The sequence below is a fragment of the Pseudohongiella sp. genome, from assembly GCF_040877505.1.
GTDB lineage: Bacteria > Pseudomonadota > Gammaproteobacteria > Pseudomonadales > Pseudohongiellaceae > Pseudohongiella.
In genome coordinates this window covers 25,198-42,017 of record NZ_JBBDNQ010000024.1, presented here as the reverse complement: position 1 = coordinate 42,017, position 16,820 = coordinate 25,198, and the positions used below count along the sequence as shown (strand labels likewise).

Here is a 16,820-nt window from a genome sequence, read left to right as displayed (position 1 = left end):
CATGCATTCCGTCACCCCCTCTCCCTCATCGCCAGGGCGCACGCCAGCGCCAGCTGCGGCAGCGATTGGCGCCAACGCGGCGCATCCACTTGCGCATGCAGTTTTATATGTGATGGCGGCTGCAGAAGGCTGGCCGGCTGCCCGCACGAGCCGGAGATGGTTTCAGCCAGCCCCGGCAGCGATGCCAGGCCGCCGACCAGGGAGATTTCCGGCTCCTTGCATGTTGTTGATATCAGGAAAAGTTGAATGGCTCGCCTGACCTCCTGTACCAGCCTGGCCGTGTGATCCGGATTCTGCTGTGGCACTGAGCCGGCAGAAAAATCAGATCCCGGCAAATCAGTCATCTGATGAGCACGGCTGTACACCAGCCGCCTGTCAGCGAAGGCGTGGAGACGAAATCCGCTTGCGCCCAGATCCATCAGCACCTGTGGCGCGGTTGTTACGCGCCATCCGGCCATCCTGCCCAGGGCCATGGCATCCAGGTCAACCACGGCAGGCCGCAGGCCCAACTCGGTCAGCAGTTGCACGCGTTGAGCTACCGTGTCCTGACGGCATGCCACCAGAAACACATCCTGCCCCGGACTCTTGCCACCTGCGCTGGCAGGCACACGACAGAAGTCCATGCTCGAATCAGACAATGGAAAAGGCAAGTGCTGGTCGGCTTCGATTGCGAGTTCGTTCTCGATGCCCTGATCTGTCAGACCCGCATCAAGCCTTATGGTTCTTGTGATTGCCTCATCACAATTGAGCGCCACAGCGGCGTCACGAACCCTGCCTGGCAACTGTCGCAACGCCGCAGCAAGACCATCCCGCACTGCCGCACTGGCCAGCAACGAAGCGCCGCGGGCAGCGACCGGCAAAGGTTGCACGGCGTAAGCCTGCAGACACCAGCCATAACGCCGTCTTGCCAGCACCACAAGCTTGATTGCCTGATGCCCGATGTCAATTCCCAGCATGATTGCCCTCCTTAGCCATCACAGTGTCTGTTTAGCCGATTTCTGTCAGCTTTGCCGGGATTTATCACAGGAAATTCGGGTCAATGGGGTATATAATCAACCAGTCTGCCAAATCAGAACCAAATCACCCGATACATCAACGCGGGATTGCCTGCATGCAAAAGACCCTGCAAAAGACCCTGAAAATCCTGTTCTGGTTTGGTGTATTCTGCCTCAGCGGCATTTTCATGGTGGCATCGGCGGCGTATCTTTACCTGTCCCCCCAACTTCCGTCAGCCGAAAGTTATCGCGAGGTGCAACTGGAAACACCGTTGCGTATCCTGACCGCGGATAACAAATTGATCGAAGAAATCGGCGTTCGCCGTGATCCCATAAGCTATGAAGAAATACCCCCGTTGATGGTACAGGCCGTCATTGCCAGCGAGGATTCACGCTTCTACTCCCACCCCGGTGTCGATTTTCGTGGCCTGGTCCGTGGCTTTTACGGCTTTCTGCGCGGCGTCAATCTGGGCGGTGGCAGTACCATTACCATGCAGCTGGCCAACAATATCTCCTTTGACAGCGACAACGTGTACGCCCGGAAACTCAAAGAGATTCCCTTTGCCCTGCGTATCCAGCAGGAACTCAGTAAAGAGGAGATCCTGACTCTCTACCTCAACCTGGTGTACTTTGGTCAGGGCGCAGACGGTATCAGCGCCGCTGCGGCGGTATATTATGACAAAACCGTTGACGAGATGACGCTCGGTGAGTTTGCCACCATGGTATCCCTTTTGCCCTGCCCGTCGGTCTGCAATCCGGTTACTGATCCGTCGCGAGCCGAAGGGCGTCGCAACGTTGTCATCAACAAAATGCTCGCGCAAGGCATGATTGATCGCAGTCAGCATGCTGCAGCCCTGGCCGAACCGATTGCAGCAGAACGGCATTTGCGCAGTATCGAGGTCAATGCGCCCTATGTCGCTGAAATGGTACGACAGGAGCTGTATGAACTTTACGGCGATGACATCTATCGCTTGGGCATCGAGGTGACAACCAGCATCCACAGCGATCTGCAAATCGCAGCCAACAACGCCCTGCGCTCGGGCCTGGAAAACTACTATGATCGTCGCCACGGCTACCGTGGCCCTGAAGCCAATCTGCCAGCAATCGGCGCCGACCCGCGCGAACGCTGGCTGCAGGACCTGAATGTCATACCCGGTTACGGAAACCATCAACCGGCAGTGGTCACCAGCGTCAACGAACGCAGTCTTGGCATCCTGATGCGTGATGGCAGTGAACACACCATAGAGTGGTCGGGCCTGGAATGGGCCCGACCATTTATCACGCGCGACAACGCCTGGCCGCCTCCCCAGCAGGCCAGCGACGTTGCCGCTGTCGGTGATCTTATCCGCGTCCGACGCACTGACGCCGGCGAACTTCAGCTGGGCCAGGTGCCGGAGATTCAGGGCGCACTGGTATCAGTCTCACCGGACAATGGTGATATTCTGGCCTTGACTGGCGGCTACGACTTCCAGCACAGCCAGGTCAACCGGGCGCTGGCATCACGCCCGCCCGGATCCGGCTTCAAGGCATTTCTGTATGGCGCCGCCATCGAGGACGGCTACACCCCGGCAACGATGATAAACGACGCGCCGTTTGCACGCGGAGAATACCGACCACAGAATTACGAACGCAATTTTGTGGGCCCAATCACCTTGCGCAATGCCTTCAAGGATTCCCGCAATGTGCCGGCGGTGCGACTTTATGATCAACTGGGCACCGCCAAACTGTTCGATTTCGCGGCCCGCTTCGGTTTTCAAACCGATAACTTCCCGCGCAACGACCTGACCGTCGCACTGGGCAGCCAGGACGTACAGCCTCTGGAAATGGCCACCGGCTACGCCATGATAGCCAACGGCGGTTATCGCATAGAACCAACGCTGATCAAGACCATCAGCACGCTTGATGGTGTGGTCTACCGTGCTCGCCAGCCCACTGTGTGTGAACAATGCGACGCGGATCAGCCAATCGAATCACAGGCAGCAGCTTCGCTCCTGACTGAGTCCCTGTTTGATGGCGACGGCGAAGGTATTACTGTGGATCCCGGCGCCACCCCAGTGCCATTGCCCGAACCGATTCCCGAAGCACTCATGGCGGAACAGGTCACCGACCCACGCGTTGCTTACATTATGAACACCATGTTGCGCAGCGTGGTCGAAGAGGGCAGTGGCCGACGCGTCGCACGTGAAATCGACCGGCGCGACCTGATGGGCAAAACCGGCACTACCAACGGTCCGACAGAAGTCTGGTTTACCGGATTTAATCGCGATATCGCTACCAGTGTTTTTGTTGGTTTCGATCAACCCGAGCCGCTCGGCGAATCCGAGCAGGGCGCCACCGTGGCCGTCCCCATCTGGATAGACTTCATGAAAGTTGCCGTGGCAGGCACCCCGGAAAATATCATGCCCCGGCCTGACGGCCTCGTGGATCGCCTGATTGATCGCGATACTGGCCAGATCGCGCGTCCGGGCCAGGCAAACACGATGTTTGAAGTGTTCATGGCGGAATCAGCGCCGGACACCGGCAACGAGAGGCGGACCACCACCCCAGGCCGGAACAACGACGAGAGCCTGTCCACAGAGATCATTTTTTAGGCCGTGGTGCCAGCCCCTGGCGAACGTTTTATCGGGGACAAAAAAAGGCCTTGTCGCATACGCTGACAAGGCCTTTTTTATTGTGCAGACCGATACTCGACTGCGGTTACTTCAGTGTACGGTTGCCAAAGCGCTTGTTGAAGCGATCGATACGACCGGCACTGTCCATGATCTTCTGCTTGCCCGTGTAGAACGGGTGACACTGTGAACAAACGTCAACAAGAATGTCCTTACCGATGGTAGAACGGGTTTCGATAACGTTCCCGCAGCTGCAGGTGGCTTTGATGGCCTGGTAGTTCGGGTGAATATCGGCTCGCATGGTATTACCTCATATTTAACCGGCATCGCCACCACATCGCCCAACCCGAACTGCGGGTTGCCAGCGCCGTGGCACCATACCTGAGTCAGTGACTGCGGACAGAAATTGTGCCGCAAGACCTTGGAAAAAGGGGCGCTATTGTAGCAGAGAATCAGCCGGACGCAAGAGACTGTGCAATTTCCGCCTTGATACGCTCATGATTGCTGACGGTTTCGCGCATGATCTGCGCAAGTATATCAGCCATCATGTCGGGATTGAGCTCATGCCGGGTGCAGGCGTTGCGGATATCCACCAGCTTCTGCTCCTCGCGTTGCGGATCAAAGGACTCCAGTTGGGCACGCGCCTTGATCTCGCCCACCTTGCGCGTCAGGGCGAAGCGGTTGGCAAGCAGCAGAACCAGACTCTGATCAAGGCGATCTATCTGCTTTCTCAGTTCCAGCAATTCGTTGGTTGGCTCTTGATTGTTGCTCATCCATACTCCGTGGTCGATCTCTGGTGCCGCTGGTGCATGCGGGCCGCCGGGCTGCAGCACAGTATAATGGAAGCCAGCCCAGTCTAAAACCGGTTATACTGGCGTGGATTGTTTTTATGCGTTGGCCCCTGACAGCCTGTCAACGCACTCCCGGAAATCCGTTTTCATGCCAGCACCACCTTCCAACGCAGCAAAAACAGGCACTATTCTGCGCGTGGCAGTACCATCGCCACTGCGTCGCAGTTTCGACTATGCCCTGCCCTCAGACCGGCATTCAGTGCCGGCAGTGCTTGAACCCGGCATACGCATTCGTGTGCCGTTCGGCAATCGGGAACTGACCGGCATTTTGCTGGAGGTCAGCAACACCACAGAGGTCAGCAGCGACAAACTCAAACCTGCCATATCAATCCTTGACCAGAAATCGCTGATTCCCGGACATCTGCTAAAGCTCTGGCTATGGGCGGCCCGTTACTACCAGCACCCGATCGGCGATGCCCTGCATACGTTGATGCCAACCGGGTTGCGCGGTAAGGCACAGGCAGACATCAAACGCCGCAAAAGCGACGAGGTGATCACCAGCGCAGCTGAGCCGGATCATCCGGACCGCGAAGGCGAGCTGACTGAGGAACAGCAACAGGCGTGCGACTCGATCTGCGCCGAACGCGATAAATTTCGCTGCTTCCTGCTCGACGGCGTCACCGGCAGCGGCAAAACGGAAATCTACCTGCAGGTCATCAGCCACACGCTAGTGCATGCAAGACAAGTTCTGGTACTGGTGCCCGAGATCAGTCTGACACCGCAAACGGTCGCCCGATTTCGTCAGCGCTTTCCGCACAAAACCATCGCCATCATGCATTCCGGCCTGACGCCCCGGCAGCGACTGAATGCCTGGCTGGCAGCAGCCCGGGGCGATGCCGACATTGTCATTGGCACCCGCTCGGCAATCTTCACGCCACTGGCACGGCCCGGCCTGATCGTGATTGATGAAGAGCACGACAGCTCCTTCAAGCAACAGGATGGTTTCCGCTACTCCGCGCGTGACCTCGGCGTCATCCGTGCGCAAAGCGAAAGCATTGCCATTGTTCTGGGATCCGCCACACCTAGCCTGGAGAGCCTGCACAATGCCCTGGACGGGCGCTATCAGCATCTGCGCCTGACCCGGCGCCCCGGCAATGCCCGCCTGCCAGTGACACGTCTGATCGACACCAGCCAGCAGATGCTGGAGGATGGCTTTTCCCCGGAACTGCTGCGCAGCATCAAGCTTCATGTCGACAAGGGCAACCAGGCACTGATTTTCATCAACAGGCGTGGATTTGCCCCGGTGCTACAATGCAAGGATTGTGGCTGGACCGCCGAATGCCGACACTGTGATGCCCGTATGACACTGCATCGCACGCCTGCGCATCTGCGCTGTCATCACTGCGAGCGGCGCGAACCGGTACACACACATTGCCCCGAGTGCCAGGGCAAAACCATGCTGGCAGTGGGCATCGGCACCGAACGCAGCGAGGCCCTGTTGCAGCGCCATTTTCCGGACACCCGGGTGATTCGGGTAGACAGAGACGCCACTGCCCGCAAAAATGAACTCGACGGCCTGCTGACCGAAATCAATCAGGGCAGGCCCTGCATAATGGTGGGCACGCAGATGCTGGCCAAGGGCCACCATTTCCCTGCGGTTACGCTGGTTGCCGTGCTGGATGCCGACAGTGGTCTGTTCAGCGCCGATTTCCGCGGCCAGGAGTTTATGGCGCAACTGCTGGTGCAGGTCTCCGGCCGCGCCGGCCGCGCTGACACTCCCGGCAGGACAGGCGAGGTTCTCATCCAGACCCGTCACAGTACCCATCAATCGCTGCAGACTTTGCTTAATCAGGGTTATCATGCGCTGGCGGAACAATTGCTGAGCGAACGCAGACTGGCTGGCATGCCACCCTATACCTCCATGGCGGTGTTGCGAGCCGAAGCCCTGAATGACTCGGCGCCGATACAGTTCCTGAGTTCGGCCCGGGAACAGGCCGAACAGCTGTTGGCACAAATGCCAAACGGACATCAGGTACAAATCAGCGGGCCGCTGCCAGCGCCCATGGAGAAACGCGCCAATCGTTACCGGCAGCAATTGTTGCTGCGCAGCCCGCAACGTGCCGCTCTGCAGATGCTGCTATCGGTGCTGTGTCAGCAACTGGAACAGACGAACACGCAACGCAAGGTGCGCTGGTCGGTCGATGTTGACCCGCAGGATATGATATAAGCCGCTCAGGGCAAGCAAGATCAGAAACGCCCCTATTTTATCAGAAGGACAGCTCAAACCATGGTTCAGGATTTCGCCAAAAAACGCACACGTACGCCGCTGGCCGAGCCCGAGCCCAAACCCTCGACGTCGAGCCTGGGGTTACTGGTTACCGGCCTGCTGACGGGTATTGCAATTGGCCTGTTTATCAGTCTGCTGGTGTATCTGTCGGGCGTATTGCCACCCGCTCCCGGCCAGGACAATGCGCTCGCCGGCAATGCTGAGCGGGCAGCAACGCCCGCTGAGGATGTGGCCAGCACAGATGGCAACGGCAATGGCGGAGTGTCGGCCGAACAGGAGCGGGAAGCAGCCCGGTTGCAGCTGGAGTTCTATCAGGAACTGCCCAATTATGAAGTCGTGGTGGATGCCAGTCCGGTCAATACACCACAGGCGCGCGAGAACATAACCCCTGCGACCCCGCAAGAGAGCCCGCAAGAAACGACACCAGAAACCACACCAGAGACGATAGCAGAACAGGCGCCAGCCGTGCCAGTTCCAGACCCTGTTGCCACCACTTCCACAACAGGCCTGTTTATGCTGCAGGCTGGCGCTTTCCGGCAACAGACCGCAGCCAATGCCCAGGCCAACCGCCTGCTGGCGCTCGGGCTCGACACCCGGGTGAGGCAGGAAGACCTGCCCGGACGCACCCTGTTTCTGGTCCAGGCCGGCCCGTATGACAGTCGCGACGAGATGATGCAGGCCGAACGCATATTGCGTAACAACAGCATAGAAAGCATGCGCATCACACTCAGTCAGCCTTGAAAGCGTCCCGCCCGGCCCCATATCTGCAGGCAGTGCTATACAAACAGTACCAAACGAACAGTACCGCCCCTATAACAACACCCAACCCTCTGTCTGCTCGCAGGCAGAGGGCAGCGACCACAGGAGAATCGGTTTGGAGCAGTTCCGAGGCACCACCATACTTTCAGTACGACGCGGCAACAAAGTCGTGATCGGCGGCGATGGCCAGGTATCACAAGGCAATACCGTGCTCAAAGGCAATGCCCGTAAAGTGCGCCGACTTTACAAGGATCAGGTCCTGGCCGGTTTTGCCGGCGGCACCGCCGATGCGTTTACCCTGTTCGAACGGTTTGAGGAACAACTGGACAAACACCACGGCAAGCTGGTGCGCTCCGCTGTCGAGTTGGCCAAACTCTGGCGCACGGAACGTTCGCTGCGCCGCCTGGAGGCCTTGCTGGTTGTTGCCGACAAAGATGCATCGCTGATCATTACCGGCAACGGTGATGTCATAGAGCCGGAGGACAGCCTGATGGCCATTGGTTCGGGAGGCTCGTTCGCACTGTCAGCCGCACGTGCTTTGTATTTCAACACCGACATGGAAGCACGCGACATCGTCAGCAAGAGCCTGGGTATAGCCGCAGACATCTGCGTCTACACCAATCACCAGCACATTATCGAAGAGCTTGATCTGAGCTGATCTGGCCGCCCCAATTGAATTTTACCCGGGCAGGGCTGCGTAGCCCGCCCCACAGGATGATGTAATGACCACCATGACGCCGCGAGAAATCGCCTCCGAACTCGACCGCCACATCGTTGGCCAGCAATCAGCCAAACGTGCCGTAGCGATAGCCCTGCGCAATCGCTGGCGCCGCATGCAGCTGGGCAGCGATATTCGCCAGGAAATCACGCCCAAAAACATTCTGATGATAGGCCCGACCGGTGTCGGCAAAACCGAAATCGCCCGCCGTCTGGCCAAGCTGGCCAATGCGCCCTTCATCAAAGTGGAAGCCACCAAATTCACTGAAGTCGGTTATGTCGGCCGCGACGTTGAATCCATCATCCGCGACCTGGTCGATATTGCGGTCAAAATGCTGCGCGATGAGCAGATCCGCAAAGTACAGCACCGCGCCGAAGATGCTGCGGAAGAACGCGTGCTTGACGCCTTGTTGCCACCGGCGCGCAGCGCCGACAGCCATGACTCATCCAATCGGGAATCGTCGCCGCTGGCCGAACCGTCACCGACACGCCAGATGTTCCGCAAAAAACTGCGCGAAGGCGAGTTGAATGACAAGGAAATCGAGATCAGCGTCAGCGACAACCCCGCAGGTGTAGAAATCATGGCTCCGCCCGGTCTGGAAGAAATGACCAGTCAGTTAAAAAACATGTTTTCATCCATGAACACGGGCCGCAAGAAGTCACGCCGCATGCCGGTGAAGGTCGCCCTGCGTCTGCTGCGCGAAGAGGAAGCCGCAAAACTGATCAACGAAGAAGAGATCAAAAACCAGGCCATTGATGTCACCGAACAGACCGGTATCGTATTTCTCGATGAAATCGACAAAGTGACCCAGCGCGGCGACACCGGCAACAGCGGCGTTTCACGCGAAGGTGTACAGCGCGACTTACTGCCGCTGATAGAAGGCTCCACCGTCACGACCAAGTACGGCAGCGTCAAAACTGATCATATACTTTTTATTGCATCCGGCGCCTTCCACTTGTCAAAGCCTTCGGACCTGATTCCCGAGCTGCAGGGCCGATTACCGATTCGCGTGGAACTCGACGCGCTGACTGCAAACGATTTCCAGCGCATCCTGACCGAACCCAACGCGTCGCTGACCGAACAGTACCAGCAATTGATGGCGACGGAAAATCTTGCGATAAACTTCACCGACGACGGCATCAGTCGCATTGCCGAAATCGCCTTTGAAGTGAATGAGCGTACCGAAAATATTGGCGCCCGCCGCCTGCATACCGTGATGGAACGGTTACTGGAAGAGGTCTCTTTCACCGCCGCCGATCTGTCTGTTGGCGACAACAAAACCCTGACCATCAACAGCGAATATGTCGAGAAGCAACTGGGTGACCTGGCGCGCAATGAAGACCTGAGCCGGTTCATCCTGTGATCGCACCCGGGCCCGCTACGGAGCACAATACCGGGCACATAGCAGTCCCTACTGACATTCGGCTGCGCAAAAAAAGCGGACTGCTGGAATTGCGCTACAATGACGGCACCCGACACGAACTACCCGCAGAACTGCTGCGGGTGTTCTCTCCCTCTGCCGAAGTCAAGGGACATGGCAAGGGCCAGGAAGTGCTGCAGACCGGCAAGCGCCTTGTGCAGATGACCGCGATTGAGCCCATCGGCCAGTACGCCATTCGCCTGAGCTTTGACGACGGCCACGACTCCGGCATCTATAGCTGGGACTATCTTTACCACCTCGGGGAGCAACAGCAGACCCTGTGGCAGCAATACCTGGATCGCCTGCAGCAGGCGCAGGCCAGTCGTGATGCGTTGCCAGCAGGCACACAAGCCATTAAGATTGTTGATCCGACCCGCAACTCCGGCCCTGCCGGTGGACAATGACACTTATGAGCGACGATCAGCATCAGGATAATCAAAACCTGAATGAGACCACCCATTTCGGTTACGAAACCGTCAGCACCCGTGACAAAGCTCAGCGTGTCGGACAGGTGTTCCACTCGGTTGCCAATCGTTACGACGCCATGAACGACCTGATCTCCATGGGCACCCATCGCGTTATCAAACGATTCACGGTCGAGCTCAGTGGCATTCGTGCCGGGCAAACGGTGCTGGACCTGGCCGGTGGCACCGGCGATTTTTCCATGCGCTTTGCCCCCCTGGTCGGTGACAGCGGACACGTGGTGCTGGCCGATATCAATGACTCCATGCTCAGAGTGGGCCGTGACCGTCTGATCGACAAAGGCATTACCGGCAACGTCAGCATTGCTCAGGTCAACGCCGAACAGTTGCCCTTTGGCGACGAAAGTTTCGACTGTATCTGCATTGCGTACGGACTGCGTAATGTCACAGACAAAGACGCCGCCCTGCGCTCCATGTACGCCACTCTGAAACCGGGCGGCCGGGCGCTGGTCCTGGAATTCTCCAAACCCGTCAATCCATTGCTGGGCAAGGCCTATGACGCCTGGTCTACGTTATGGCCGGTGGCGGGCAAAGCCGTTACCGGCGATGCCGACAGTTACCGTTACCTCGTCGAGTCCATTCGCATGCATCCGGATCAGGAAACACTGCGCGACATGATGCAGGATGCCGGGTTCCGCGACTGCAAATATCATAACCTGCTGGGCGGCATCAGCGCCGTTCATATCGGTTACAAGTAAGGGGGCGCCCATCACTATGGTTATGTCGCGATCAGGACTATCAGGTATCGGATTGCCAGGTATCGAATTACCAGGCATCGAATTAATAGGCACGGCGCTCCTGCAACCGATTGAATTTGCGATTAATCGACTGATTGCCAGGGACCCGCACATCATCGAGATGCTGGCAAAAGCAGCCAAAGACAAAACCATCGCCGTGCGCTGCACCAGCATGCCCCGCTGGCAAATAAGTCTGCTGATTACCGCCGACAGAATCCTGCTGATGTCCAATAGTCAGGACACACCTGACGCCAGTCTTGCCGGTAGCCGCCGCGCACTGAGCCGGCTCCTGTTCAGTGACGATCAGGCCACCGCCCTGCACGATCCCGATATCGAACTCAGCGGTGACGTCCAGCTTGTCCAGCGCCTGCATCGGACACTGAACCAGCTTGATCTCGACTGGCAGGATCTGCTCGGGCCGGTTCTCGGCGATGTGGCGACACGCACCACAGCAACCGGCTGGCGACACACCCGCGACACTGCAGCGCAGGCAGGTCAGGCGTTAAGACGCAATATCACCGATTTTGTGCAGGAAGAAGCCGGCCTGATGCCAACCCGCCAGCAAACACAGCATTTTACCGCCGAGCTCGACGCACTCCGCCTGCGCCTGGACCGCCTGCAGGCCCGTATCGAGAGCCTTCAGCAGCAGATGTAAAGAGCCTTCAGCGGCTGGGGTAATGAGCCCTCAGCGTCTCGGGTAAAGAGCCTTCAGCGGCTGCGCCAAAGAGCCTTGAACAGCTTCAGCGACTTGTGACAAATTGACGCAGTCGCTTGTAATCGCACACTACAGTGCCATAATCCAGCAAAGCCTGAACAACGTAATAACACCAGATAACGCCTTGTTCAGCGATCATTCAGGCATGTTTGCCGCATAATGGGTTTCGGATCATCAAATAATGATCGACGACCCGGGAGAGTATTTCACATGACAAAGACTGACGGTTTTACGCTCGCATCCGCTGCCGCCGCTCTGATGATGTCTGGCTCGAGCATGGCTGCCTTTGACGTTGAGAGCCAGAACCCCGAGGCACCGGTCAAAATCAGCCTGTGCCAGAGCGTGCACGCTGCCGGCCAGAGCGCCTGCAATGGTCTGGGCAATGAGGCGGGCGCTGGCGCCAATGCCAGCGGCGACGTGGGTTTTGTTGCAGTCAGCACCGGCAATGCAAACTTCTCCGCCGCCATGTGCCAGGTCATGGGCGGCAGCGAAGCTGCCAGCCTGACAGCCATGCCGGACACCGATCTTGCCGAAGAGGCTGTGCACGTGGCCTACTGTAACGACGTTTTCACCTGCGCCGGCCTCAGCGCCTGCAAAGGCAACGCCAACAGCAGCTGTGCCGGTCAGAATACCTGCCATGGCATCGGCTTTGTCGGTGTCTACACAGGCGACAAGGCCCTGTCCGAATCACTGTGCGCGAAACTCGGCGGCACCGTCCTGTCGTCACTGTAAAAGCATCCGGCTCTGCGGGGGATTCTATGCTTGGTTTCGGTATCGGACTGCGCAGCCCCCACTATGACTACGTGCTGGAGAATCTGCCAGCAGTGGATTGGTTCGAGTTGATCACGGAGAACTATATCGCGCCTGGTGGTCGGCCGCGCGCCATCCTCCGCCAGATCCGGGAGCACTACCCCGTCGTCCTGCACGGCCTTTCGTTCAACATCGGATCTTCCGAAGCACCTGACGCCCACTACCTGCAACAGCTCAGGCAGCTTATCGCCGAATGCGAACCAGAGTGGGTGTCCGACCATTTGTGCTGGACCGGCCTTCATGGCCGCACCTCGCATGACCTGTTGCCCATTGCATACAATCAACACACACTGGATCAGGTGACCAGCAAGGTGAGTCAGATTCAGGACTCCCTGCAGCAAACCATCGTGCTGGAAAACCCCTCGGTCTATCTGCAGTTCAGGTCATCGACCATGAGCGAGGCGGATTTTATCAACGCACTGGCCACAAAAACTGGCTGCCGCATTCTGCTGGATGTGAATAACATCTACGTCAGCAGCTTTAATCTGGGCCTGGACCCCCTGGCCCAGATCCGGGCCATCCGGCCCGATTGCGTACAACAGTTTCACCTGGCCGGGCACACCCACAATGTCAGCCACATTATCGACACCCATGATCAGGCGGTCAGCGACGAGGTGTGGGCGCTATACAGCAAAACCTGCCAGCACACAGGCCCGGTGGCAACGCTGCTGGAGCGCGACGACCATATTCCGGCATTTACCGAACTGATGCGGGAGCTGGATCAGGCCCGGCAATTGCAGCTGGCAGCGCTGGCCGACACAGCACCGGCGCAGCCGACGCCCTGCCAACCCGAACAGCACCAGGCATGAGCATGCGCTGGGAGGACGAACAACAGGCCTTCTGGGACTGGATTACCCGCCCACAGGATCTGCGCGAGAGCAGCGCTGACATCACACGCATGTTCGCCCCCCATCGCGAGCTGAGCCAGGTTGAAGCGCTGGGCATTTATAACAATGCCTATCATCAGCGCTTGATTAACATCTCCTCTGAACTGTATCCCATTCTTTACCATACGCTTGGCGAAGAAGTGTACGCCCGGCTCTGGCTTGCGTATCTGGCGGAACATCCGCCGCGGCCAGGCCCCATGGGACTGCTGGGCGAAGATCTGCATGCGTTCGCCCGCCAGCATCCACAATTCGGCAGACTGCCGGCCATGCTTGACATAATCGAGCTGGAAACACGGTTGATAACCTTGTTCGACCGGGCCGATCAGAGCATTTTCACGCGGGCAGATCTACAGCAATTACCGGCCGAACAATGGCCCGCAACTCGCTGGCCGGCACGTGATGACTGGGCACTGATGCGCAGCGATTTTGATCTGGAAGGATACTGGGCCGCGATGCAGCAATATCTGGCCAGTGGCGAGGCGCAGCCGGGCGAAGTTCCGTTTGGCGTGGAACGCGTTACTCAGGAACAGCGGGTCACTCAGAAAAGACGCGTCAATCAGGACACCGATGTTGAGGGAAATTTTTATCTGATCCGCCGGGTGCAGCATCGCATGCAGTTTCAGCGCATCAACGCACCCATGCACTGCTTCCTCAGCGCCATTGGTGCTGGTGACAGTTTTGCCGATATCTGTTCGCGGCTCGCACACCAATTCCCCGATCAGGACATTGCGAGCCTGAGCCTCAGTCTGTTGTTAAAAACCGTTGACCTGGAGTTGCTCTGCCGGTGAGCCGGTCAGATCTCGATGATCTCGAAACTGTGGCTGACATTGACGCCACCGTTGGCCAACATGATGGTGGCCGAGCAGTACTTCTCTGCGGATAAGGCAACGGCGCGTTCCACTTGCTTCTCACTGAGATTTTTACCGCTGATCCTGAAATGCAGGTTCAGGGTTTCGAACACGGCCGGTACTGCGTCGGCACGGGTTGCGGTAACCTCGGCGTCGCAGCCGCTGACATCCTGGCGCGACTTTTTCAGAATACTGACCACGTCAAAAGACGAACAACCACCGGCGCCGATCAGCAGCATTTCCATGGGACGAATACCAACATTGCGCCCGCCGTTTGCTTCGGGACCATCCATTACCACGGTGTGACCGCTGCCCGATTCACCCAGAAACATGGCATTGTCTACCCAGCGCACTGTTGCCTTCATCAACTCTCTCCTTCCGTTCGTCCGACACCTGTTGTCGAGGATCGCAAGATTACCACAGACCATCGCCAAAGGTTAGCAAGCGGGTCCACAATGGGGTAGGATTAGTGTGTTAGCAAGGGTCAGTAATCAAGGGTCAGGAGAGAATATTAATGGCATTGATGGCCATCACCCCGCACATCGCAGATCTGGAAAATTTCCTGAGCTTTAGCCACCTGCGCAAATACGACCGCAACCAGACGCTGATTTATGCAGGCGATGTCCCGACCACTCTCTATTACATCATGCGTGGCACGGTATCCGTAGTACTGGAAGATGATGAAGGCAAAGAAGTCATCGTGGCGTACCTGAATCCGGGTGACTTTTTTGGTGAAATGGGGCTGTTCGACACCCGCAAGGCACGCAGCGCAAGCTGCCGGGCCAAGACCGAGTGTGAGCTCGCCGAAATCAGCTACGAGAAGTTCAATCAGTATATCCGCCTGCACCCCGAGATCCTGTTCACCATTGGCCAGCAGATGGCCAGCCGCTTACGCAATACGACACGCAAGGTAGGTGATCTGGCGTTCTACGATGTCACTGGCCGCGTGGCCCGGACACTGATAGAACTGAGCCGCGAGCCTGACGCCATGACTCACCCCGATGGCATGCAGATAAAGATTACCCGCCAGGAACTGGGACGGCTGGTCAATTGTTCACGCGAAATGGCGGGCCGGGTGCTAAAGACCCTGGAAGAACAACAATTGATTGCCGTCAGCGGACAGACCATTGTGGTCTACGGTACCCGTTAATCCGGCGTCGCCATTAACAGCAATCCTCGCCCGGCGGCTGATTGTGTCATCAGTTTTTCCCGCTCGGCCTGAATATAACTCCGCTTTTCTGCGATCTCCGCCCCCGGCAGACCTTTCATGCCCAGGAAGCTCTCGGCGCGCCGGAAACATGACATCGCTTTGATCGTGTCTTCACTGTCTGCTGCGCGCTGAGCCATTAACAGACAGGAATTTACCGCCACCCTTAAACCAAGCATGCGTAGCTTGTCGCGACACGACTGATACTGACTTGCGCTGATTTTGTCGCTTTTGTACAAGGTCGCAAAAATTTTCATGGCGCGTTGAATATGGCGTTGCGTCATGGTCAGCTCTTCCTCTGTTGCCACGGCCGCGCTGCTCCCCGAGCTCTTGCTGCTTCCGCTAAGCTTGCTGCCGGCCTCAGCCTCTTTGATGGGTTTGTCAAGATCAGTGCGAGCCGGATCCAGCGCCTTGATGGTTTGCAGGTCTTCCAGCAGACTGCCAAACAGCAGCGCCAGCACTTCCGGGTCGGTTTCCATCTGCTGCAGGGCGCGAGCAGATTGATGCACCTGCTTACGCCGGGACTCCAGCGCCGACAAGCGACTCAGGCGATTAATATGCTGTCCCTGCCTTAGCGCCGCCTGCTGCGCCACAATTAATCCTGCCAGCATCAGACATAACAGAAACAGCGTCGACAGAAAGTATGAAGCAACCATGCCCGGCTCACAGAGAAGGATGAAAGTAACCTTCTCTGTGTATCGGCGGCAGTCTTCAGGAATTTAGCGTCAGGCGAACAGCTCTGCGAACTTCTCGCCCGGGTTTTCCGCGCGCATGAAGGTCTCGCCGATCAGGAATCCGTAAATCCCCTGTGACATCATGCGTTTGACATCAGCCGCTGTGGCAATACCACTTTCGGTGACGATCAGTTTGTCGTCAGGTGCCAGTGCGGCCAGTCGGAATGTGGTCTCCAGGTCAGTGTGGAAATCATGCAGATTACGATTGTTGACACCAATCAGATCGAAGCCGGCAGACAGGGCGATATCCAGCTCCGTTTCATTATGGACTTCAACAAGTACATCAAGCTGAAAATCTTTTGCGCAGGCCGCCAGATCGCGCAGACGCGGCGGGTTCAGTGCCGCCACAATCAATAAAATACAATCGGCACCCATGGCGCCGGCCTCGGCTACCTGATAAGGATCCACGATGAAATCCTTACGGATCACCGGCAGCGCGCACGCTGCCCGAGCTTGCTGCAGGTACGCCGTACTACCCTGAAAGAACTGCTCATCGGTCAGCACCGACAGGCAGGTGGCACCCGCATCGGCGTACTGACGCGCGATCCAGGCAGGGTCAAAATCCGGGCGGATCAAACCCTGGCTGGGCGAAGCCTTCTTGATCTCAGCGATCACTGCGGCCTGCTGCATCTCCATACGCGCGCGCAGCGCCCGGATGAATCCCCGGCGATCGGCCATGCTGTCGACTGCCTGTTTCTCCAGAAAAGCCTGGCTGACGCGCTGGCTGTTGCGTTGAAGCTCGATTTGTTTATGCGCAAGGATTTTTTCCAGAATAGTGCTGGTTTTCACAGTGTTATTCTCATCATCAAACGTACATTGGA

The 16,820-nt window shown here is 57.6% G+C and carries 18 protein-coding genes; 12 read left to right on the top strand and 6 right to left on the bottom strand.

Going from position 1 to position 16,820, the window contains the following annotated elements:
• Positions 1-11 precede the first annotated feature (11 nt).
• Positions 12-956, bottom strand: a complete 945-nt coding sequence (pilM, locus tag WD071_RS08550; RefSeq protein ID WP_368047944.1) for a type IV pilus biogenesis protein PilM — start codon at positions 954-956, stop codon at positions 12-14.
• A gap of 155 nt (positions 957-1,111) precedes the next feature.
• On the opposite strand from pilM, the gene WD071_RS08545 reads away from it, so the two are divergent.
• Positions 1,112-3,586 (top strand): penicillin-binding protein 1A, encoded by a 2,475-nt coding sequence (locus tag WD071_RS08545; protein WP_368047943.1) that lies wholly within the window; start codon positions 1,112-1,114, stop codon positions 3,584-3,586.
• A gap of 106 nt (positions 3,587-3,692) precedes the next feature.
• On the opposite strand, the gene rpmE is transcribed toward WD071_RS08545, so the two are convergent.
• Together rpmE and WD071_RS08535 are read right to left on the bottom strand one after the other, a co-directional pair.
• Positions 3,693-3,905, bottom strand: coding sequence for a 50S ribosomal protein L31 (gene rpmE, locus WD071_RS08540; protein WP_368047942.1), 213 nt, complete (start codon positions 3,903-3,905; stop codon positions 3,693-3,695).
• A 151-nt stretch (positions 3,906-4,056) separates the two neighbouring features.
• Positions 4,057-4,377 (bottom strand): chorismate mutase, encoded by a 321-nt coding sequence (locus WD071_RS08535; protein WP_368047941.1) that lies wholly within the window; start codon positions 4,375-4,377, stop codon positions 4,057-4,059.
• A 166-nt stretch (positions 4,378-4,543) separates the two neighbouring features.
• Here WD071_RS08535 and WD071_RS08530 point away from each other — a divergent pair, with 166 nt between their 5' ends.
• The 10 genes from WD071_RS08530 (at position 4,544) to WD071_RS08485 (ending at position 13,998) form a co-directional block, all read left to right on the top strand.
• Complete coding sequence (locus WD071_RS08530; protein ID WP_368047940.1) at positions 4,544-6,622, top strand: primosomal protein N'; 2,079 nt, start codon at positions 4,544-4,546, stop codon at positions 6,620-6,622.
• A gap of 60 nt (positions 6,623-6,682) precedes the next feature.
• Complete coding sequence (locus WD071_RS08525; protein ID WP_368047939.1) at positions 6,683-7,423, top strand: SPOR domain-containing protein; 741 nt, start codon at positions 6,683-6,685, stop codon at positions 7,421-7,423.
• 133 nt (positions 7,424-7,556) lie between these two features.
• Positions 7,557-8,099, top strand: coding sequence for an ATP-dependent protease subunit HslV (gene hslV, locus WD071_RS08520; protein WP_368047938.1), 543 nt, complete (start codon positions 7,557-7,559; stop codon positions 8,097-8,099).
• 64 nt (positions 8,100-8,163) lie between these two features.
• Complete coding sequence (gene hslU, locus WD071_RS08515) at positions 8,164-9,522, top strand: ATP-dependent protease ATPase subunit HslU (RefSeq protein ID WP_368047937.1); 1,359 nt, start codon at positions 8,164-8,166, stop codon at positions 9,520-9,522.
• Entirely contained in the window at positions 9,519-9,983 is a 465-nt protein-coding gene (locus WD071_RS08510) for a gamma-butyrobetaine hydroxylase-like domain-containing protein (RefSeq protein ID WP_368047936.1), read from the top strand. Before hslU ends, WD071_RS08510 begins: the two co-directional genes overlap by 4 nt.
• Positions 9,984-9,988: 5 nt before the next feature.
• Positions 9,989-10,759: a bifunctional demethylmenaquinone methyltransferase/2-methoxy-6-polyprenyl-1,4-benzoquinol methylase UbiE gene (ubiE, locus tag WD071_RS08505; RefSeq protein ID WP_368047935.1), complete on the top strand. Its 771-nt coding sequence runs from the start codon at positions 9,989-9,991 to the stop codon at positions 10,757-10,759.
• A 16-nt stretch (positions 10,760-10,775) separates the two neighbouring features.
• Positions 10,776-11,453, top strand: coding sequence for an SCP2 domain-containing protein (locus WD071_RS08500; protein ID WP_368047934.1), 678 nt, complete (start codon positions 10,776-10,778; stop codon positions 11,451-11,453).
• A 270-nt stretch (positions 11,454-11,723) separates the two neighbouring features.
• Positions 11,724-12,245, top strand: coding sequence for a hypothetical protein (locus WD071_RS08495; RefSeq protein WP_368047933.1), 522 nt, complete (start codon positions 11,724-11,726; stop codon positions 12,243-12,245).
• Positions 12,246-12,271: 26 nt separating this feature from the next.
• Positions 12,272-13,132, top strand: a complete 861-nt coding sequence (locus WD071_RS08490) for a DUF692 domain-containing protein (RefSeq protein WP_368047932.1) — start codon at positions 12,272-12,274, stop codon at positions 13,130-13,132.
• Positions 13,129-13,998 carry a putative DNA-binding domain-containing protein gene (locus WD071_RS08485; protein ID WP_368047931.1) on the top strand — a complete coding sequence of 290 codons (870 nt, stop codon included), beginning with the start codon at positions 13,129-13,131 and terminating at the stop codon, positions 13,996-13,998. The genes WD071_RS08490 and WD071_RS08485 overlap by 4 nt, the downstream gene beginning before the upstream one ends.
• A 5-nt stretch (positions 13,999-14,003) precedes the next feature.
• On the opposite strand, the gene WD071_RS08480 is transcribed toward WD071_RS08485, so the two are convergent.
• Positions 14,004-14,423 (bottom strand): OsmC family protein, encoded by a 420-nt coding sequence (locus WD071_RS08480; RefSeq protein ID WP_368047930.1) that lies wholly within the window; start codon positions 14,421-14,423, stop codon positions 14,004-14,006.
• Between the two features lie 149 nt (positions 14,424-14,572).
• Between WD071_RS08480 and crp the strand changes: the two genes are divergently transcribed.
• On the top strand, positions 14,573-15,208 hold the full coding sequence (gene crp / locus WD071_RS08475; protein WP_368047929.1) for a cAMP-activated global transcriptional regulator CRP: 636 nt from the start codon (positions 14,573-14,575) through the stop codon (positions 15,206-15,208).
• Here the strand turns inward: crp and WD071_RS08470 are convergent.
• Together WD071_RS08470 and trpC are read right to left on the bottom strand one after the other, a co-directional pair.
• Positions 15,205-15,921, bottom strand: coding sequence for a hypothetical protein (locus tag WD071_RS08470; RefSeq protein WP_368047928.1), 717 nt, complete (start codon positions 15,919-15,921; stop codon positions 15,205-15,207). The genes crp and WD071_RS08470 overlap by 4 nt on opposite strands.
• 69 nt (positions 15,922-15,990) lie before the next feature.
• Positions 15,991-16,788: an indole-3-glycerol phosphate synthase TrpC gene (gene trpC / locus WD071_RS08465; protein WP_368047927.1), complete on the bottom strand. Its 798-nt coding sequence runs from the start codon at positions 16,786-16,788 to the stop codon at positions 15,991-15,993.
• Positions 16,789-16,820: the final 32 nt, after the last annotated feature.